Annotated in this window: 20 protein-coding genes; 11 read left to right on the forward strand and 9 right to left on the reverse strand. The window is 69.8% G+C overall.

Annotated elements, in window-relative coordinates; all coding sequences use genetic code 11:
* Nucleotides 1-33: 33 nt before the first annotated feature.
* From U5798_RS16735 to U5798_RS16745, 3 genes are read right to left on the reverse strand one after another with little or no spacing between them, the layout of a single operon-like run.
* Nucleotides 34-963: an MlaD family protein gene (locus tag U5798_RS16735; protein ID WP_124452226.1), complete on the reverse strand. Its 930-nt coding sequence runs from the start codon at nucleotides 961-963 to the stop codon at nucleotides 34-36.
* A gap of 17 nt (nucleotides 964-980) precedes the next feature.
* The gene (locus U5798_RS16740; RefSeq protein WP_124452228.1) at nucleotides 981-1,895 is read right to left on the reverse strand and encodes an ABC transporter ATP-binding protein; all 915 of its coding nucleotides are present in this window, start codon (nucleotides 1,893-1,895) and stop codon (nucleotides 981-983) included.
* The gene (locus U5798_RS16745) at nucleotides 1,892-3,016 is read right to left on the reverse strand and encodes an MlaE family ABC transporter permease (protein WP_124452230.1); all 1,125 of its coding nucleotides are present in this window, start codon (nucleotides 3,014-3,016) and stop codon (nucleotides 1,892-1,894) included. The genes U5798_RS16740 and U5798_RS16745 overlap by 4 nt, the downstream gene beginning before the upstream one ends.
* A gap of 316 nt (nucleotides 3,017-3,332) precedes the next feature.
* On the opposite strand from U5798_RS16745, the gene U5798_RS16750 reads away from it, so the two are divergent.
* From U5798_RS16750 to U5798_RS16780, 7 genes are all read left to right on the forward strand, one after another.
* Nucleotides 3,333-5,402 carry a bifunctional 2',3'-cyclic-nucleotide 2'-phosphodiesterase/3'-nucleotidase gene (locus U5798_RS16750; RefSeq protein ID WP_322082684.1) on the forward strand — a complete coding sequence of 690 codons (2,070 nt, stop codon included), beginning with the start codon at nucleotides 3,333-3,335 and terminating at the stop codon, nucleotides 5,400-5,402.
* 8 nt (nucleotides 5,403-5,410) lie between these two features.
* A complete protein-coding gene (locus tag U5798_RS16755) occupies nucleotides 5,411-6,256 on the forward strand; it encodes a tetratricopeptide repeat protein (RefSeq protein WP_124452234.1) in 846 nt (281 codons plus the stop codon).
* Nucleotides 6,257-6,458: 202 nt separating this feature from the next.
* On the forward strand, nucleotides 6,459-7,001 hold the full coding sequence (locus U5798_RS16760) for a hypothetical protein (RefSeq protein ID WP_322082685.1): 543 nt from the start codon (nucleotides 6,459-6,461) through the stop codon (nucleotides 6,999-7,001).
* Nucleotides 7,002-7,085: 84 nt separating this feature from the next.
* Nucleotides 7,086-8,006: a biotin--[acetyl-CoA-carboxylase] ligase gene (locus tag U5798_RS16765; RefSeq protein WP_322082686.1), complete on the forward strand. Its 921-nt coding sequence runs from the start codon at nucleotides 7,086-7,088 to the stop codon at nucleotides 8,004-8,006.
* Nucleotides 8,003-8,788 carry a type III pantothenate kinase gene (locus U5798_RS16770; protein ID WP_124452240.1) on the forward strand — a complete coding sequence of 262 codons (786 nt, stop codon included), beginning with the start codon at nucleotides 8,003-8,005 and terminating at the stop codon, nucleotides 8,786-8,788. Before U5798_RS16765 ends, U5798_RS16770 begins: the two co-directional genes overlap by 4 nt.
* Before the next feature lie 60 nt (nucleotides 8,789-8,848).
* A complete protein-coding gene (locus tag U5798_RS16775) occupies nucleotides 8,849-9,001 on the forward strand; it encodes a hypothetical protein (protein ID WP_185658174.1) in 153 nt (50 codons plus the stop codon).
* Nucleotides 8,986-9,228: a hypothetical protein gene (locus tag U5798_RS16780; RefSeq protein WP_322082687.1), complete on the forward strand. Its 243-nt coding sequence runs from the start codon at nucleotides 8,986-8,988 to the stop codon at nucleotides 9,226-9,228. Before U5798_RS16775 ends, U5798_RS16780 begins: the two co-directional genes overlap by 16 nt.
* Before the next feature lie 16 nt (nucleotides 9,229-9,244).
* Here U5798_RS16780 and rfaE2 read toward each other — a convergent pair whose 3' ends face one another.
* The 6 genes from rfaE2 to U5798_RS16810 all read right to left on the reverse strand — a co-directional run bounded on the left by rfaE2 (nucleotide 9,245) and on the right by U5798_RS16810 (nucleotide 15,239).
* Nucleotides 9,245-9,730: a D-glycero-beta-D-manno-heptose 1-phosphate adenylyltransferase gene (gene rfaE2 / locus U5798_RS16785; protein WP_012329309.1), complete on the reverse strand. Its 486-nt coding sequence runs from the start codon at nucleotides 9,728-9,730 to the stop codon at nucleotides 9,245-9,247.
* A gap of 150 nt (nucleotides 9,731-9,880) precedes the next feature.
* Entirely contained in the window at nucleotides 9,881-10,759 is an 879-nt protein-coding gene (locus tag U5798_RS16790; protein ID WP_011353352.1) for a diiron oxygenase, read from the reverse strand.
* A gap of 466 nt (nucleotides 10,760-11,225) precedes the next feature.
* A complete protein-coding gene (locus tag U5798_RS16795) occupies nucleotides 11,226-12,452 on the reverse strand; it encodes a patatin-like phospholipase family protein (protein WP_124452244.1) in 1,227 nt (408 codons plus the stop codon).
* Nucleotides 12,453-12,476: 24 nt separating this feature from the next.
* A complete protein-coding gene (locus U5798_RS16800) occupies nucleotides 12,477-13,217 on the reverse strand; it encodes a PhaM family polyhydroxyalkanoate granule multifunctional regulatory protein (protein ID WP_124452247.1) in 741 nt (246 codons plus the stop codon).
* Nucleotides 13,218-13,296: 79 nt separating this feature from the next.
* Nucleotides 13,297-14,124, reverse strand: a complete 828-nt coding sequence (locus U5798_RS16805; protein WP_124452249.1) for an enoyl-CoA hydratase/isomerase family protein — start codon at nucleotides 14,122-14,124, stop codon at nucleotides 13,297-13,299.
* Between the two features lie 122 nt (nucleotides 14,125-14,246).
* Nucleotides 14,247-15,239, reverse strand: a complete 993-nt coding sequence (locus U5798_RS16810) for a fumarylacetoacetate hydrolase family protein (protein ID WP_124452251.1) — start codon at nucleotides 15,237-15,239, stop codon at nucleotides 14,247-14,249.
* Between the two features lie 142 nt (nucleotides 15,240-15,381).
* Between U5798_RS16810 and U5798_RS16815 the strand changes: the two genes are divergently transcribed.
* The 4 genes from U5798_RS16815 to U5798_RS16830 all read left to right on the forward strand — a co-directional run bounded on the left by U5798_RS16815 (nucleotide 15,382) and on the right by U5798_RS16830 (nucleotide 19,475).
* Complete coding sequence (locus U5798_RS16815) at nucleotides 15,382-16,248, forward strand: IclR family transcriptional regulator (RefSeq protein WP_322082688.1); 867 nt, start codon at nucleotides 15,382-15,384, stop codon at nucleotides 16,246-16,248.
* A gap of 112 nt (nucleotides 16,249-16,360) precedes the next feature.
* Nucleotides 16,361-17,692, forward strand: a complete 1,332-nt coding sequence (locus U5798_RS16820) for a DUF3108 domain-containing protein (protein WP_322082689.1) — start codon at nucleotides 16,361-16,363, stop codon at nucleotides 17,690-17,692.
* Between the two features lie 254 nt (nucleotides 17,693-17,946).
* A complete protein-coding gene (locus U5798_RS16825) occupies nucleotides 17,947-18,204 on the forward strand; it encodes a DUF3567 domain-containing protein (RefSeq protein ID WP_006477667.1) in 258 nt (85 codons plus the stop codon).
* A gap of 203 nt (nucleotides 18,205-18,407) precedes the next feature.
* Complete coding sequence (locus tag U5798_RS16830) at nucleotides 18,408-19,475, forward strand: homocysteine S-methyltransferase family protein (RefSeq protein WP_124452257.1); 1,068 nt, start codon at nucleotides 18,408-18,410, stop codon at nucleotides 19,473-19,475.
* Nucleotides 19,476-19,503: the final 28 nt, after the last annotated feature.

A 19,503-nucleotide genomic window follows, 5' to 3' on the forward strand; every position in this document is an offset into this window, starting at 1 on the left:
CCGGCCGGACGATCGATGAACTGCTGCCGCGTCTCACTTGCCGGCCGTCGCACCCGGCCAGACGAAGCCCGCTTCGCCGGGCCCCGGCGCCGCGCCGGGCGAACCGAACAACAGACTGCGCGGATTGCGGCCGAGTTCACCGGCCACGTCCTTCAATTGCCGCGACGCATCGCCGACGCTGCCGGCCAGCGAATTGAAACGCGGCAGCGTGTCGTACTGCACGCGCGCGTTCAGGTCGTTCAGCGCGACGCCGACCTGCTCGGCGGCCGTGCCGGCCTTGTTCAGGTTCGACACGAGCGGCCCGTTCGGCTGCAGCAGCGTGTTCGCCGACGCCATCGCGCGGTTCACCTCGTGCATCGTTTCCGGCAGCGCGGTGACTGCCGGGCCGAGCTGCTTCGTCAGCGTTGCCGCGCCATCGGCCGCGTGCTGCAGGCTTTCGGCCGTCGCACGCAACTGCTCGCGCATCTCGGGCGACATCAGCGCGTTCGCGCTCTTGGCGGCCAGCTCGAGCTGCCGCAGCAGCACGTCGCCGCGCTCCTGGATCTGGTCGAACAGGCTCGGCCGCATCGGGATCTGCGCGATCGCCTTCGGCGACGACGGCAGCGGCGCCAGGTCGCGCCCCGTATCCTCGAGCTGCACGAACGCGATGCCCGTCACGCCCTGGAACCCGAGGCTGCCGTAGGTCGACTGCGTGATCGGCGCATCGTGATCGACGAGGATCCGGATCCGGATCTGGCCCGGATGCGTGCGATCGAAGCCGATCGACTGCACCTTGCCGACGTCGAGGCCGCGAAAGCGCACGGCCGCGTCCGGGAACAGCCCCGTCACGTTGGTGCGCGCGAGCAGGTCGTACGGCACCCGCACGGTGCGGTCGACGTTGAACCAGAACACGGTGCCCGCGATCGCGAGCGTCAGCGCGATCGTGAACAGGCCGGCCCAGAACGCATGTGATTTGTTTTCCATTCGCGGGTTCCTTGCTTCTACAGCTCGACGCTCGACAGCGCCGGTTCGAGGGCCGCCTTCGGCAGCTTCGCGCGCCGCTCGGGCGGCAGCGCCTGCAATGCGCGGCGCCCGCGCAGCCCCAGGAAATATTCGTGGATGAACGGATGGTCGACGTTCGCGGCCTCCTCGACCGGCGCGGCGACCAGCACCTTGCGGTCGGCCAGCACCGCGACGCGCGTCGACAGCGCGACCATCGTGTCGAGGTCGTGCGTCACCATCACGACGGTCAGCCCGAGCGTGCGGTGCAGCGTCGCGATCAGCTCGACGAATTCGTCCGACGCCTGCGGATCGAGGCCGGCCGTCGGCTCGTCGAGGAACAGCAGCTCGGGCTCCAGCGCGATCGCGCGCGCGATGCCGACGCGTTTCACCATCCCGCCCGACAGCGCGGCCGGCATCTTCGACGCGTGCTTGCACGGCAGCCCGACCATCTCGAGCTTCAGCATCACGATGTCGTGCAGCAGGTCCGGCGGCACGCGGCCGAGCTCGCGCAGCGGCTGCGCGACGTTGTCGAACACCGTCATCGACGAGAACAGCGCGCCCTGCTGGAACAGCATCCCCGAACGCGTACGCATCATCCTCGCGCTCGCGTCGTCGATCGTCGCGGTATCTTCGCCGAACACCTTGATCGTGCCCGACGTCGGCCGCTCGAGGCCGAGGATCTGCCGCACGAGCGTCGTCTTGCCGGAGCCCGAGCCGCCGACGATCGACACGATCTCGCCGCGCCGCACGTCGAAGTCGAGCTTCTGGTGAATGATGTTGCGCCCGTAGCGCTTGGTCAGGTTGCGCACCTCGATCACGAGGTCGCCGGCTCCGGCCTCCCCGGCCGGCCGCGTGCCGACCGACCCGGCGCCGACGGCCGCCGCGTGCGCGGTCGTTTCGTTCGATGCGTTCATCCGAGCCCCACGTTCTGGAACAGGATCGCGAACACCGCGTCGGCGAGGATCACGACCGTGATCGACGATACGACCGAGGTGGTCGTGCCTTCACCGAGGCTCTGCGAGTTCGCCTTGATCCGGAAGCCGAAATGGCACGCGACCAGCGCGATCAGCATGCCGAACACGACGCCCTTGCCGACGCCGATGTACAGGTTCGCGATCGGCACGACGCCCGGCAGCGAGCGCACGAAATAGTTGACGTCGATCCCGAGCACGAGCTTCGCGGCGAGCGCGCCGCCCGTCAGCGCGATGATGTTGGTCCACATCACGAGCAGCGGCATGGCGATGCCGAGCGCGAGCACGCGCGGCAGGATCAGCCGCAGCCCGTGCGGGATGCCCATCACGCGCATCGCGTCGAGCTCCTCGGTCACGCGCATCACGCCGATCTGCGCGGTGATCGCCGAGCCCGAGCGGCCCGCGACGAGGATCGCCGACAGCACCGGGCCGAGCTCTCGGATCACCGACAGTCCGAGGATGTTCACGATGTAGCGGTTCGCGCCGAACATCTGCAGCTGCTGCGCGGACAGGTAGCTGAGCACGATGCCGATCAGGAACGCGACGAGCGCGGTGATCGGCAGCGCCTGCGCGCCCGCGCTGTAGATGTTCGCCGAGGTTTCCTTCCACGGCATCGTCTTCGGGCGGCGCAGCACCGACAGCGCATCGAGGATCACGCGGCCGAACATCGCGATGCCGCCCTGAAGATGCTCGCCGAACGCGAAGATCGCCAGGCCGAGCCGCGTGACGGGACCGAAGCGCACGACGCGTTCCGGCGCCTCGCGCTCGCTGTCGAGCCGCTCGATGCGCTCGAAGATCGTGCGCTGCGTGGCGCTCAGCGCGACGCCGGCCGGCAGCTTGCGGCCCCACACGCGCCACAGCGCCTGCCCGCCGACGTGATCGAGCCGCTCGATGCCGGACAGATCCCATTCGCTCACGCGCCCGGTGGCGATGCTCGCGACGCGGCGTGCGACCGCGCCGCGATTGCGCGCGAGCGCGAGCGCGGTCCACTGGCCGTAGAGGCGCACCGTCTGGCCCTGGCCGCCGGCGTCGACCGACAGGCCGGGAGGAGTCTCGAAGTCCAAGGGCAGGTTGTTTGCAAAAGGATGACAGCGGCCATTGTAGCGAACCGCCCGGCGCCGCGACGTGAGGATTTCGGTGCGGGCGCGGGGCTCGGGGCTCGGGGCGCGCAGCCGCGGGCGCCGGGCCGGGGAGGCTGGGCTGGGCCGGGCCTGCCCGCTGCCGCCCGCGTCGGCCCGCCGCCGACATCGCGACCTTTCATTCTTCCGTCACGTTTCCTTTCGATACTCTCACGCGCCGCACCTCAGGCCGTCGGCGCCCCGCGCCGCCATTCGTGCGTACCTCGCGTTTCATAAAACAGAACACCGAACAGGACAACCGATGCGTTTCCCCCCGCTTTCCCGCCGGCACGTACCGGCCGCCGCCGCGCTCGCCAGCCTCGCCTTCGCCCTCGCCGGCTGCGGCGGCGACGACGTCACCGCCACGCAGCCGTCGCAGCCGCAGGCCCAGGCGCCCGTCGGCACGACGGCCACGCTCGCGCTGCTGGAGACGACCGACCTGCACACCAACGTGCTGTCGTATGACTATTTCAAGCTCGCCGCCGACAATTCGCTCGGCTTCGAGCGCGTGTCGACGCTGATCGCGCAGGCGCGCAAGCAGTATCCGAACACGCTGCTGCTCGACAACGGCGACACGATCCAGGGCACCGCACTGTCGGACTACCAGGCGCTCGTGAAGCCGGTCGGCTGCGACCAGACGCTCGCGATCTACAAGGTGATGAACGCCGCGAAGTTCGACGGCGGCGGGATCGGCAACCACGAATTCAACTACGGGCTGCCGTACCTGTCGCAGGTGACCGGCAACACGTTCGAGATCGACGGCCTGCCGGCGCCGGCCCAGCAGAAGAAGTGCGCGGGCCCGAACTTCCCGCAAGTGCTCGCGAACGTGATCAGCGCGAAGACCAACGCGCCGCTGTTCACGCCGTACACGATCCTGACCCGCACGGTGACGGCGACGACGCCGGACGGCAAGACCGTCAGCGCGCCCTTGAAGATCGGCATCATCGGCTTCACGCCGCCCGCGATCATGAACTGGGACAAGCGCTGGCTCGACGGCAAGGTCTACACGACGGGCCTGAAGGAAGCGGCCGAGAAGTACATTCCGGAAATGCGCGCGAAGGGCGCCGATCTCGTCGTCGCGATCTCGCACGGCGGCCTCGACAATTCCGCGTACTCGCCGACGATGGAAAACGGCAGCTGGTGGCTGTCGAAGGTGAGCGGCATCGACGCGATGCTGATCGGCCACTCGCACCAGGTGTTCCCGGACGCGAACAGCACCGTGTCGCAGTTCAACCTGCCGGGCGTCGACAAGGTCAAGGGCACCGTCAACGGCGTGCCGACCGTGATGGCCAACTACTGGGGCAAGCACCTCGGCGTGATCAAGCTCGGCCTGAAGTTCGACGGCAAGACGTGGAGCGTCGACAAGTCGCAGACGACCGTCGAGGCGCGGCCGATCCAGAACGCCGACAAGAGCTATGTGGCGGTCGATCCGTCGGTGTCCGCCGCGATCGCGGCCGAACACCAGGCGACGATCGACTACGTGAAGACGCCGATCGGCTCGACCGACTACCGGATGAACTCGTACTTCGCGGATGTCGGCGATCCGGGCGCGATCCAGATCGTCAACGAGGCGCAGGCCGACTACGTGAAGACCTACGTGCAGGCGAACCTGCCGCAGTACGCGTCGCTGCCGGTGCTGTCGGTCAGCGCGCCGTTCAAGAGCGGCTTCGGCGGCGGCACCGACTACACGGACGTCGCGCCGGGCGCGCTCGCGATCAACAACGCGGCCGACCTGTACCTGTACCCGAACACCGTGTACGCGGTGAAGGTGAGCGGCGCCGACGTGAAGAACTGGCTCGAGACGGCCGCCAAGCGCTTCAACCGGATCGACCCGACCAAGGCGACCGTGCAGCCGCTCGTCAGCACGTTCCCCGGCTACAACTTCGACATGTTCACGTCGGCCGATCTCGCGTATGAAATCGACGTCACGCAGCCGCTCGGCAGCCGCATCAGGAACCTGACGTACAAGGGCGCGCCGATCGACCCGAACGCGCAGTTCATCGTCGCGACCAACAACTACCGCGCGAGCGGCGGCGGCAACTTCCCCGGCCTCGACGGCAGCAAGACGATCTTCGCGTCGCCCGACGCGAACCGCGACGTGCTGATCGCATTCATCAAGAAACGCGGCGCGATCACGCGCACGGCGGACGGCGCGCAGCGCAGCTGGCGCTTCACGAAGCTCGCGAGCTCGGTCGCGCACGTCCAGTTCGCGTCCGCGCCGAACCGTCTCGGCGACGCGGCGGCGGCCGGCCTGGCCGGCATCACGCAGGTCGCGGCCGACGACGGCTCGGGCAAGAACCTCGCCACCTACGAGATCGACCTGACCCAATGAGACACGCGATGCAACCGATCCGGACGATGCGGCCGGCCGAAACCGGCCTCGCCGCTGCCGCGCGGCGCGTGCTGCGCGCGAAACTCCCGCCGGCCGCGCTGCTCGCGGCGGCGGCCGTGACCGTCGCCGCCGTCGTCGCGACGACCGGCCTGCGCGGCGCCGGCCCCGCGCCGAGCGCCGCGCAGCTCGACGAGTGGCAGGCGATGGTCACGCAGGCCACCGAGCCGCACGCGCTGGCGCAGTTGCGCACGCTCGCGCGCCGCGGCTCGGGCGCCGCGCAGGCGGCGCTCGGCATCGCGCTCGTCGATGCGCACGAACCGGGGCTGCGCGACGAAGGGCGCGGCTGGCTGGAAACGGCCGCGACGGCCGACGGCAAGGCCGACGCGCCGGCCGCACGGCGCGCCCAGCTCGCGCTCGGCAAGGCGCTGCTGCTCGGCAGCAACGACATCCCGAAAGACTATGCACGCGCCCGCGCGCTGCTCGGCGCGGCGGCCGGACAGGGCGACCCGGCCGCCGCGTATTACCTCGGGCTGATCTATCGCAGCGGTTACGGCGTCGCCGCCGATCCCGTGCAGGCCGCGCACTGGTTCGAGGTCGCGTCGCAAGCCGACATCCCGGCCGCGGACTTCATGCTCGCGAACGCGTATCGCGACGGCAGCGGCGTGCCGCGCGACGACGCGCGCGCACTGGCGCTGTATCGCCGGGCCGCCGAGCACGAGCTGCCGGAGGCCGTGCAGACGCTCGCGATGGCCTATCGCAACGGCGAGCTCGGGCTCAAGCCCGACGCGGACGCGTTCCACGCGCAGTGGATCGAGACCGCGCACGCGCTGAAGCATCCGGTCGTCGCGCCGTGACGGCCGTTCGGCCGGGACGCGCGCGAGCGTGACCTGGCCGGACAGCCGTGGTTGCGACACGCACCACGCGCGCCTCGACCCCGCGCATCGATCGTCCGGAAACGGCATCGATCGCGGGGTGTCGATTCGAACGCGCCCGCCGATGCGCGCGCGGCAATGCCTTAACATGCAGCCTCACAACAAAACCTGAGAGAACTGCATCATGTCCAATCGCCTGTCGCGGCTTCGCGCCGTCCTCGGCGTGGCCGTCATTTCGGTCACGGCCGCCCCGCTCGCCGCACTCGCCGCACCGCCCGCCCACTACGACATCTTCAACGCCGCACTCTGCAAGCCGCCGTTCACGTCGGACCTGATGGACTCGATCTACAACACCGCGAAGGCGGCCGATCCGAAGCCGGACCAGTCGATGCTGGGCGCCGCGGTCTATCGCCTGCCCGAGCCGATCCGCCGCGACGGCTTCACGACGCAGCACGTGGTGTTCGTCAGTACCGGCATCGGCGTGCTCGTCGACGGCGAAGTCGCCGGCCAGCTCGCCGAGCGCTACCAGCTCACACGCGAGACGGGCCACATGCTGGGCGCGTCGTCCGTCGGCTATTCGCGCCGGCTGACCGTCCGCGGCCCGGGCGGCGCGCTGATCCTCGTATCGGCCCGCCAGGGCCCGGCGCTGAAGGGCAAGACGCTGCTGGCCTGCGAAATGACGTCCGAAGAGGACATCAAGGCGCTGGAGGGGATGGAACAGCATTAAGCCGCGGGGCGGCGGCCCGCCGCCCCGCAGGTTGCGCGCGCCGTCCGGCGCGCGCCAACGCCCCCTGTCGCTACAATAGGCGCCATGAACGCCCCCACCTCCTCCGACACGCCCGAATCCGGCGACGCGCACATCGCGCGCAACCGGCTCGAGGCCCATCTGGACGCCGCGCCGCGCGCGTGGCCGCTCGACATCGTCGCCGCCACCGGCTCGACCAACGCCGACGTCGCGACGCGGCTCAAGGCGCTGCCGCGCAACGCAAAGGCTCTGCCCGCACCGCTCGTGCGCGTCGCATTCGAGCAGACGGCCGGCCGCGGCCGGCAAGGCCGCCCGTGGTTCGCACAGCCCGGCAATGCGCTGCTGTGTTCGGTCGGCTGCATCGTGCCGCGCCCCGTCGACGCGCTCGGCGGCCTCAGCATCGCGATCGGCGTCGCGCTCGCCGAAGGGCTGGCCGCGCTGCCGCTCGACGCCGGCTCGCGCGTCGCGCTCAAATGGCCGAACGACCTGCTGCTGACGACCACCGGCGACGGCGCGCCGCGCATCGTCGGCAAGCTCGCCGGGATCCTGATCGAAACCGTCTGGACCACCGCCGACGCCACCGCCGTCGTGATCGGCTTCGGCATCAACGTGCGCGGCGCGGACGCCGTCGCCGCGCAGGTCGATGCGCTGCGTGCGCGCGAAGCGACGCTCGCGAGCGGGCTGCCGCCGGCCGCGCTGTCGATCGCGTGCGCATCGGCCAACCTCACCGACACGCTCGCCGCATCGCTGAACGCGCTCACGCCCGCACTCGCGCAGTTCGGCACCGACGGCCTCGCGCCGTTCCTGCCGCGCTGGCATGCGCTGCACGCGTACGCGGGCCGCGAAGTCGTGCTGCTCGAACAGGGCGTCGAACGCGCACGCGGCATCGCAACGGGCATCGATGCGACCGGGCAGTTGCTGCTCGACACACCGAGCGGCGTGCAGACGATCGCGGCCGGCGACGTGTCGCTGCGCGAAGCGCAATGAGCGAGCCGCACCTGCTGATCGACGCCGGCAACAGCCGGATCAAGTGGGCGCTCGCCGACGCGCAGCGCACGCTCGTCGAGACGGGCGCGTTCGGCCACACGCGCGACGGCGGCGCCGACCCCGACTGGTCGCACCTGCCGCAGCCGCGCGGCGCCTGGATCTCGAACGTCGCGGGCGCCGACGTGGCCGCACGGCTCGACGCGCTGCTCGACGCGCGCTGGCCGGGCCTGCCGCGCACGACGATCCGCTCGCGGCCCGTGCAATGCGGCGTGACGAACGGCTATACGACGCCGGGACAGCTCGGCAGCGACCGCTGGGCCGGCCTGATCGGCGCACACGCGGCGTTTCCGGGCGAGCATCTGCTGATCGCGACGTTCGGCACCGCGACGACGCTCGAGGCGCTGCGCGCAGACGGCCGCTTCACGGGCGGGCTGATCGCACCGGGCTGGGCGCTGATGATGCGCGCGCTCGGCACGCACACCGCGCAGTTGCCGACGCTGACCACCGACATCGCGAGCGGCCTGCTCGCGGGCGCGCAGGCCGACCCGTTCCAGGTCGACACGCCGCGCTCGCTGTCGGCCGGCTGCCTGTATGCGCAGGCCGGACTGATCGAACGCGCATGGCGCGACCTTGCCGAAGCGTGGCAGGCACCCGTGCGGCTCGTGCTGGCCGGCGGCGCGGCGGACGACGTCGCGCGTGCGCTGACGGTCCCGCATACGCGGCACGATGGGCTGATCCTGTCCGGGCTCGCGCTGATTGCGGCGGAAGCCGCGCAGGATTGACGAAAGAGACGCCGGCATCGCGCCGGTGCACGGCGACGCGGGTCCGGACGGACACGCGGCATGCTGACGAAGCAGTGCGCGCGGGGCGGCGGCAACCGCCCGCGCAATCGATCGGCGGAAGCCATGAAAAAGCCGGCCATGCGGCCGGCTCGACTGAATGACGTGAACGACGTCGATGACGACAAGGAGTTTCGACGATGCTGCGCTGGCTGATCGCTGTTCTCTTTCTCGCCAACATGCTCGCGTTCGTGGTGGCGCGCGGCGTGTTCGGGCCGCTGCCGTCGGCCGGCCCGCGCGAACCCGGCGTGCTGTTGCGGCAGGTACGGCCCGATGCGCTGCACGTGACGCCGCTCGCGCAGGCGACCGACCAGCCCGTCATCGGCGGCCCGATCGCGCCACCGGCCGTCATGACTGCACCGCTCGCGGCGTCCGCGCCCTGACGGCGCCGGTCCGCGCTCAGGACTGCTGCGCGCGCACCTTCTTCAGCAACGCAGTGGTCGAGCGGTCGTGCTCGAACGGAATCGCCAGCGCGCGGCCGCCCCAGCCGCGCACGAGCGCCGATTCCGGCAGCGCATCCATGTCGTAGTCGCCGCCCTTCACGAGGATGTCCGGACGCACGGCCTCGATCAGCGACACCGGCGTCTTTTCCCCGAACGTCACGACCCAGTCGACGCTTTCCAGCGCCGCGAGCAGTGCCGCGCGGTCTTCTTCGCGGTTGATCGGCCGGTCGTCGCCCTTGCCGAGCATGCGCACCGACGCATCGCTGTTCACGCCGACGATCAGGCACGCACCGAGCGCTTTCGCATCGGCGAGATACGTGACGTGGCCGCGGTGCAGGATGTCGAATACGCCGTTGGTGAACACGACGGGCGACGGCAGCGACGCGCGCAGCGCGACGAGGGCATCACGGGTGATCAGCTTGCGTTCGAAGGTAGCGGACATGGTGAAGGTCGGACGGAATGAACGACGGCGCATGCGACGGCGGCGCCAGTTAAAAAGCCCGCCGGGCTGGCCAGGCGGGCTTCATGCAACGGATACGACACGGCGCCACACGGCCGGCGCGATTCACGCCGGCGGCGGCACCTGCCGGCCTCAGGCCGGTTGCGCAGCCGACGACGGGCCGCTTTCGGCCTGCAGGCGGCCGGTGACTTCCTTGCGGTAGCGGTTCAGTTCCTGCGCGGTCGCGAACGTGCGCTCGAACAGGATCGACAGGTTGTGCAGGATGCGCTCGACGACCTTCTTTTCCCACTCGCCGTCGAAACGGATCTGCTCGTCGAGCCAGCGCTCGAGCCACTCCGGATCGGGCAGGCGCGACTGCACGGTGTCGCGCGGGAACAGCGCCTGGTTCACGTGCAGGTTGGTCGGGTGCAGCGGCTTCTCGGTGCGGCGCGCCGACGCCATCAGCACGCCGATCTTCGCGAATGCGGCACGCGCGACGTCGCCGCAGTTGTTCAGCGCCTTCTTCATGTAGCGCAGGTACGCGCCGCCATGACGTGCCTCATCGCGCGAGATCGTTTCGTAGATCTGCTTGATGACGGGCTCGGTGTGCCAGTCGGCCGCGCAGCGATACCAGTGGTTCAGGCGGATCTCGCCGCAGAAGTGCAGCATCAGCGTCTCGAGCGGCGGCGCCGGGTCGAACTGGAAGCGCACCGCGTGCAGTTCCTCTTCGGTCGGCACCATTTCCGGCTTGAAGCGGCGCAGGTATTCCATCAGCACGAGCGAATGCTTCTGCTCTTCGAAGAACCACACGCTCATGAACGCGGAAAAGTCGCTGTCGTGCTGGTTGTCGCGCAGGAACATTTCGGTCGCGGGCAGCGCCGACCATTCGGTGATCGCGTTCATCTTGATCGTCTTCGCCTGCTCGTCGGTGAGCAGCGAAGCGTCGAACTTGTCCCACGGAATGTCCTTCTCCATGTCCCAGCGGACGGCTTCGAGCGACCTGTAAAGTTCCGGATAAAGCATCGTGTTCATGATGGTCCCACCCCTGTTCTGCGCAATGCGACTTCTCTAAACGTGACTGTTGCCGCGCAAGCACGCCCAAGCGCGCTTTTTGCAGCCAAGACTCTAATTTTACGCGGGAAACCGACCGGCCGGACGCTGATTCCTCGTCCGGCGGCCGGGCGGCCGCGTGCCGCCGTTGGGCATGCCGCAGCCCCGCCCCGTTCGGACGGAGCCGGCCGCGCTTGCCTGAGTTGGGGGCCGGCGCTGGCCGGCTCGTTGGCGCGCCCGTCCCCTGCCCCAGGCGGGTTCCCCGGAGGGCCCCGTGCGGATGCCGGATCGGCGGGCTGCTCGATATGGTGTATACGGCGGCGGCCATGATAGCACGCGTGCATGACGGTTCCGAGACGCCCGCCCGGTCGCACGCCGCCAATCGCGGTGCGGCGATCGGTCGCGGGCGACCGTCGCGAAAACGCAACCTTACATTAGCTTGCACGTGTCAGACCCGTATTTCGCCGGCGGCGAGACCGTCTTCCGGCGGCGTGCCGGCCGCCGGCGCACTGCCGCCGGCCGCCTGCGCGATCCATCCGGCCAGCGTGTCACGCTGCGCGCGCCCGTCGACGTAGCCGAGCTCGATCAGTTCACGTGTGAACGCCTCCTCGAACAGCAGATAGCTCGCGAACGACGCGCCGGCCGGCTGGCTGCCGCCGATCGCGCCGAGCAGCCCGCGCATCGTGGCCGGCATCTGCTTCAGGTGTTTCGCGGCGATCAGCTCGATGCGCTCGGACGGCGCGATCGCGAGCACATCGACGTGCCGCCAGCCGCTGTCGAGCTCGACCTGGTGCGGCAGGTGCTCGATCATCCGGTTGATGTGCTCGATGCGTTCGATGTCCGAGCCGATCGAGTCGAGGAACACGCTCGCGAGCACCTGCTGGCCGATCTGCGCGAGCGTCGGGTAGCCGCGCACCAGCCCGGCGCCGTTCGCGGCGGGGATCTCGGGCCGCGGGTCGGCCGCGCCGACGACGACGATCCGGTCCGCACCGAAGTGGATGGCCGGCGACAGCGGCGCGATCTGCCGGATCGAACCGTCGCCGAAGTATTCGATCTGCCCGTCGAGCACGAGCGGCACGGCCGGGAACACGAACGGAATGGCCGACGACGCGAGCAGGTGCGACGCCGACAGGTCGACGAGCCGCGCGGTGCGCTGCGCGCGTCGCCATGCCTGGATCGGCTGCGCCGCCTGGTAGAACGTCAGGTGCCGGCCGCTCGAATAGCTGAGCGCGGTGATCGACAGCGCATGCAGCAGGCGCGCCTCGAGCATCTGCTCGATCCGGTGGAAGCTCAGCTCGCGCTGCAGCAGGTGCGCGAGCGGCGCGTTGTCGAGCAGCCCGCGCGGCGAGCGGCGGGCGGCCCAGCCGAACGTCATGGTCGCGAGCCAGCGCGCGCCGGCGCCCGCGATGCCGAGCCAGTCGGTGCGATACACGTAATCGGCACGCAATGGCTCCCAGAATTCGAGCAGGCGCCGCACGCCGTGGGAAAAGTCGTCCGCGTGGCTCGCGATCGACGTCGCGTTGATCGCACCTGCCGACGAGCCGCACACGACCGCGAACGGCAGCGTGTGCCGCTGCGGATCGGCTTCGCGCGCGATTTCGGCCAGCGCCTTCAGCACGCCGACCTGATAGGCGGCACGTGCGCCGCCTCCCATCAGAACGAGCGCGAGCCGCATGATCGACCTGCTACCTGCGCCGCGTCACGTCGAGCGCTTCGGCGGACGCGTTTCGGGCGACGAAGCGGCGGCTGCGCGCGCGGCGGCGGAGCCGGACGGCTTCGCGCGCTTCGCTGCCGGCTTGCGCGGCGCGGCGGCGGCCGGTGCCGGCTTCGCGGCCGGCTCCGGTGCGGCAGCCGCGTCCGGCTGCGCGTCGCCGGGCGCGGCGGGCTGCATGCCCGGCTGCGCCATCGCGAGGCTCGCGAGCTGGTTGAACTGCGACTGCAGCAGGTTCCACCAGCCGGACGGATCGAACGCCTGCCCTGCGGCGTCGCCGGCCGGCGCATCGGCGGCATCCGGCGCCGGCGCTGCATCGCCGGACGGCGCCGCCTTCGCCGCCTGCGCGGCTGCCACGGCCGCGTCCTCGGCCGCCGACATCGAGCTTTGCGCGAACGCGCCGAACGCACGCAGCGTCGCGAGCGTCGCGCGCTGCACCTCGAGCGCCTGGATCGCGGACTGCAGCATCCCGAGGTTGAGCTTCAGCCACTGCTCGACCGCGCGCAGATCGGTGATCCGCTTGTCGAGCTCCTCGACGCTCGTGAGCGGCGCCATCATGTCGGACATGCTCGACAGCGACGGCGGCAGCCCTGGCGTGGCGCCCGGAAACGACGCCATCCCGCCGAACGGCGACATCCGCATCATGTCCCACATGCGGTCCATCATGTCGGCGGGCTTGAAGCCGGCAAAGCCGGCGAAAGGGTTGGCGCCGGAGGCATCGGTCGTCATACGGGCATCCTGGTTGACTGGGGGAGCGAGGCGGCCGCCATGCGTCGCGCAGCCGCGCGTGGTTCGATCATAGCGCGCGTCAGAACGGTGCGTCGCCGGGGAACGCGGGCGGGCGCCGCTCGCGCAGCGAACGGATGCCTTCCTGCACGTCGGGCCCCGAGAAGCCCATGAATTCGAGCGCGAGCGACGTATCGAAGGCCGGCCCGGCCGAGCGCAGCCAGTTGTTCAGCGCGTACTTGGTCCAGCGGATCGCCGACTGCGAACCGTGCGCGAGCCGCTCGGCCACTTCGTACGCCTTCGGCAGCAGGTCGGCCGGCTCGACCGCGAGCGAGACCAGCCCGATCCGCTCGGCCTCCTCACCGCTCACGGGCTCGCACAGCAGCAGGTAGTACTTCGCCTTCGCCATCCCGCACAGCAGCGGCCACACGATCGCCGCGTGGTCGCCGGCCGCGACGCCGAGCCGCGTATGGCCGTCGATGATGCGCGCATCCTTCGCGGCGATCGAGATGTCGGCGAGCAGCCCGGCGACGAGCCCCGCACCGACGGCCGGGCCATGCATCGCCGACACGATCGGCTTGCTGCAGTTGATCACGTTGTAGACGAGGTCGCGCGCCTCGCGCCACACGCGGGCGCGCACGTCGAAGTCGTTCGCCATGTCCTCGACGAGCGCGAGATCGCCGCCCGCCGAAAAGCCCTTGCCTTCGCCGCGGATCACCGCGACGCGCGTGTCGGGATCGCGATCGACGTCGCGCCAGATGTCGGCGAGCTCGCGATGCATGCGCGCGTTCGCGGTCGCGAGGCCGCTGCGGTTCGCGCCCTCGCCGCTCATCACGATGTCGAGCACGCCGTGGTCGCGGCGCGTCACCTTCAGTGCTTCGTAACCGCCGTACGCGGCGAGATCGGCCATGTGCCGCTCCTTGTTCGAGGCTCTTGAATCGAGTGTAGCCAAGCCTGCGCGGTCAAACATCGGGCGAAACCCGGCGCGCGGGCCGGAGCCGGGTTTCGCGGTATGTGACGCCCCCGCGCGGCTTACGCCGTGCCGTCGGGCGGGGCGACCGACTGCTCGATCGCGCCGAAGATCGACTTGCCGGCCGCGTCGAACATCTCGATGCGCACGGTGTCGCCGTAGCGCATGAACCCGGTCTGCGGCGCGCCGTGCTCGATCGTCTCGAGGCAGCGCTTCTCGGCGATGCAGCAGTAGCCGCGCTTCGCGTCCTTGTTCGACACGGTGCCGGAACCGACGATCGAGCCGGCACGCAGGTTGCGCGTCTTCGCGGCGTGCGCGACCAGCTGGCCGAAGTGGAACACCATGTCGGTGCCCGCATCGGGCTGGCCGACCTTCTTGCCGTTCCAGTGGACGATCATCGGCCGGTGCACGCGGCCTTCGCGCCATTCGTCGCCGAGCTCGTCGGGCGTCACGGCGACCGGCGCGAACGCGGTGGCCGGCTTGCTCTGGAAGAAGCCGAAACCCTTCGCGAGCTCGGCCGGAATCAGGTTGCGCAGCGACACGTCGTTCACGAGCGTGACGAGGCGCACGGCCTTCAGCGCGGCGTCGGGCGAGGTGCTCATCGGCACGTCGCCGGTGATCACCGCGATTTCCGCCTCGAAATCGATGCCCCATTCCTCCGACGGGCACACGACGTCGTCGCGCGGCCCCAGGAAATCGTCGCTGCCGCCCTGGTACATCAGCGGATCGGTCCAGAACTCGGGCGGCATCTCGGCGCCGCGCGCGCGGCGTACCAGCTCGACGTGGTTCACGTAGGCGGAGCCGTCGGCCCACTGGAACGCGCGCGGCAACGGCGCCATGCAGTTGGCCGGATCGAACGCGAACGTGTTGCGCGCGCGGCCGTGGTTCAGCGCGTCGTACAGGTCGCGCAGCTGCGGTGCGTAGAACGCCCAGTCGTCGAGGACGCGCTGCAGCGTCGGCGCGATCGCGTCGGCGATCGCCGCGGTGTGCAGGTCGCGCGACACGACGATCAGCTGGCCGTCGCGCGTGCCGTCCTTCAGCGAAGCAAGTTTCATAAGGGGGACTCTGCCGTTGTAGTGACGATGGAGGGAATCTATTTTACGATGGTGAATCCATGCGGCGCGCGACGATCGCGCCTGCCGTTTTCACCCCCGTTTGCACCCCGATTCCTGCCGCATTTTCGCGCACCCGCTGCCCATGTCCGCCAACCTGCTTCCCGACGACGATCTCGCCGACTCCGACACCGACGACGCCGCTTCCGGCGAGCACGGCGAGAAGGTCCGTTCCGGCATCCAGTCGATCGAGGTCGGCTTCCGCCTGCTCGACGTGCTGACGAGCGAGCCGCGCGCGATGATGCTGCGCGATCTCGCGCAGCGCGCGGGCATGAGTCCTGCGAAGGCGCACCGCTACCTCGTCAGCTTCTCGCGGCTCGGCGTCGTGTCGCAAGACCCCGTCTCCGGGCGCTACGAACTCGGCGGCTTCGCGTTGCAGATGGGGCTCGCGCGGCTCGCGCGCGTCGACGGCGTGAAGCTCGCGCGGATCGCGCTGACCGAATTCCGCGACCGCCTCGACCAGACGGTCGGCATCGCGGTGTGGGGCAACCAGGGGCCGACGATCGTGCACTGGATGGAATCGAGCCATCCGGCGAAGGCGTCGCTGAAGCTCGGCGACGTGATGCCGCTGCTCGGCTCGGCAACCGGCCTGCTGTTCGCCGCGTACCTGCCGCGCAGCAAGACCGCCGCGATGCTCGAGCGCGAACTCGCCGATACGCGCCGCTCGCCGCACCACGGCGGCCCGCGCACGCTCGACGAAGTCGACGCGGTGCTGGCCGACGTGCGCCGGCACGAGGCCGCGCGCGTCGAAGGGATGCTGCTTCCGACGATCCACGCGTTCTGCATGCCGGTGTTCGACGCGGTCGGCGAACTCGCGCTCGCGATCGTCGCGCTCGGCCAGGAAGGCTCGTTCGACATCGCGTGGGGCGGCGAGATCGACACCGCGCTGCGCGCATGCGCGCAAAAACTGTCTTACGAACTCGGCTATAGTCCCGACGCACGCGACGCCTGACGCACCGGATTCATCCCGCGTCACGCGGCGCGAACGCGCGGCGCATCCGACGGTCCGATTCCTGTGACGCGCCGTGCGCCCGACGTCACGCGACCGCCCCGATCCTGTTCCGATGCCCATGCCGCCTGCCGACATCCGCCCGAGCCATGCCCTGCCCCGCCGCTGGCTGCGCGTGGGCGTCGCGCTCGTCGTCGTGCTGGTGCTGCACGCGCTTGCGGCGTTCTGGCTGATGCGCAACCGCGATGCGTTCACGCCGCCGCCCGCCGAGATCCCCGTGCAGATCGAGCTGCTGAAAGCGGAACCGATCGAGCGCCAGCCCGCGCCGCCGCCCCCCAAGCCGGCCGAGCATCCGGCCGCGCCAGCGCCCGCGGCACCCAAGGCCGCCGCGCCGAAGCCCGCGCCGTCGCCCGAACCGGTCCTCACGTCGACGCAAACTGCCGAGCACGGCGAACCGCCGGCTGCCGTATCCGCCGCGAGCGGCGCATCGGCCGCATCGGGTGCATCGGCCGCATCGGGTGCATCGGCCGCATCGGGTGCATCGGGTGCATCGGGGGCGAACGCCGCATCGGCCGCCGGCGGCGCCGCAACGCCAGGCCCCGCGACGAATGGCGTGAAGTTCGCCGCGCCGCCGTCCGGCGACTTGCAGTACGACACGTTCTACAACGGGATGCAGAACATGATCGGCACGATCCGCTGGCGCACCGACGGGCATACGTACGACCTGTCGGTGTCGATGCCCGTGCCGTTCGTCGGCCCGTTCACCTATCGCAGCGAGGGCCGCATCGACGCATTCGGCGTCGCGCCCGACCGTTATGTCGAGAAGCGCGGCAAGCGGCCGGAAGACATCGCGATCTTCAACCGCGAGATCCGGCAGGTCGTGTTCACGCGCACGCCGAACAACGCGCCGCTGCCCGACGGCGTGCAGGACCGCTTCAGCATGCTGATGCAGCTGTCGGGGCTCGTGCGCGGCAATCCGTCCGCGTACAAGCCGGGCGTCACGCAGCAGTTCTTCGTGATCGACAACAACAGCGGCGAGAACTGGCCGATCGCCGTGATCGGCGACGAGCAGGTGCAGACGCAGGCCGGCATCGTCGACGCGCGGCACTTCATGCGCCTGCCGCGCCGCGACGGCGACACGCGCCGCATCGACATGTGGCTCGCGCCGTCGCTCGGCTGGCTGCCCGCGCGGCTGATGCAGACCGAGCCGAACGGCGCGCAGATCGAGCTGGTGTGGCATGGCCGCCTCTCGGCACCGAACGTGCCGGCCGACGCCGCGCCTGCAGGCGGCGCAACGAACGCGCCTGCGGGCACACCGGCGCCCGATGCGCCGGCCGCACCGGCCGCGGAACCGGCACAACCCGCGCCGCCGGCCGCCGTGCAACCTTCCGCACAACCGCCCGCGCAACCGGCTGCACCGCCGGCATCTTCGACTGTCACACAGTGAACTCGCGCGTGAACGCGCACGATTCGGCAATTTCGACCGATTACAGATTTCCGTGAAATGGCCGATGACACTCTTTAACAACTATTTCCGTCCACCGGCAGACAATGGGAAACGTTTCATAGACATCGGCTTCTAACCGATACACCCCACGCGAACGGGAACGGGGTGTGCAGCGCAAGCCCCTTGAAACCGGCAAGGCTTGCCCCACCTAGGGGACAACAAGGCCAGATGCCACTGCGAAGAGGAGTGCCGCCATGCAAATGATCTACAACAGCCCCAACTACTGCGTCGTCGAATTTGCGCCGCAGGCCGGCCATCACCTGATGAATGCCGGCGGATACGAAATCGTCGACAAGAATGCGCAGCGCGAAATCTTCATCGATGGCGAACTTGCCGAGCGATTCCGCGCACACGTGAAGCAGCTGATCGAGGATGAACCGTCGCTCGACGAAGTCGACGAATTCCTCGGACAATTCGACAGCCTGATGATGATGCCCGTCGTGCTGCACTGACGACTCGCGGCCCGGCGCGTCATGCGGCCGGGCCATTCGCCGCGCATCGATGCGGCGCCGCGTGCACTCCGATCCTGCCCCCGTCCGGCTCGCCGGCGGGGGCTTTCCTTTGGCGGGCCGTCCGGCCCGCGCGGCGAGGGCCGACGACCGCTTGACGCACCGGCTACAATGACGGTTTTCCCGTCTTCGCCGATCTTCCGCCCATGTCTGCGACTCCTCTCGCCGCTTCCGCCCCGCTCGACGCGCGCTACACGCGCGGCGCCGCCCTGCCCGCGCTGCTGAAATCGCGCATCCTGATCCTCGACGGTGCGATGGGCACGATGATCCAGCGCTACAAGCTCGACGAAGCCGCGTATCGCGGCGAGCGCTTCAAGGATTTCCCGCGCGACATCAAGGGCAACAACGAGCTGCTGTCGCTCACGCAGCCGCAGATCATCCGCGAGATCCACGACCAGTACTTCGCGGCCGGCGCCGACATCGTCGAGACCAACACGTTCGGCGCGACGACCGTCGCGCAGGCCGACTACGGGATGGAAGATCTCGTCGTCGAGATGAACGTCGAATCGGCGAAGCTCGCCCGCGAATCGGCCGCGAAATACGCGACGCCGGACAAGCCGCGCTTCGTCGCGGGCGCGATCGGGCCGACGCCGAAGACGGCCAGCATCTCGCCGGACGTCAACGATCCGGGCGCGCGCAACGTCACGTTCGACGAACTGCGCACGTCGTACTACCAGCAGGCGAAGGCGCTGCTCGACGGCGGCGTCGACCTGTTCCTCGTCGAGACGATCTTCGACACGCTGAACGCGAAGGCCGCGCTGTTCGCGCTCGACGAGCTGTTCGAGGACACCGGCGAGCGCCTGCCGATCATGATCTCGGGCACCGTCACCGATGCGTCGGGCCGGATCCTGTCGGGCCAGACGGTCGAGGCGTTCTGGAATTCGCTGCGTCACGCGAAGCCGCTCACGTTCGGCCTGAACTGCGCGCTCGGCGCGGCGCTGATGCGCCCGTACATCGCCGAGCTCGCGAAGCTGTGCGACACCTACGTGTCGTGCTACCCGAACGCGGGCCTGCCGAACCCGATGAGCGACACGGGCTTCGACGAAACGCCGGACGTCACGTCGGGCCTGCTGAAGGAATTCGCGCAGGCCGGGCTCGTGAACCTCGCGGGCGGCTGCTGCGGCACGACGCCCGAACACATCGCCGAAATCGCGAAGGCGCTCGCCGACGTGAAGCCGCGCCGCTGGCCGAACCAGTACAGCGACAACGTCTGACCCGACCGCCCCACGTCCTTCATCAAAA

Source organism: Burkholderia sp. BCC1972, from assembly GCF_905339605.1.
Taxonomy (GTDB): domain Bacteria; phylum Pseudomonadota; class Gammaproteobacteria; order Burkholderiales; family Burkholderiaceae; genus Burkholderia.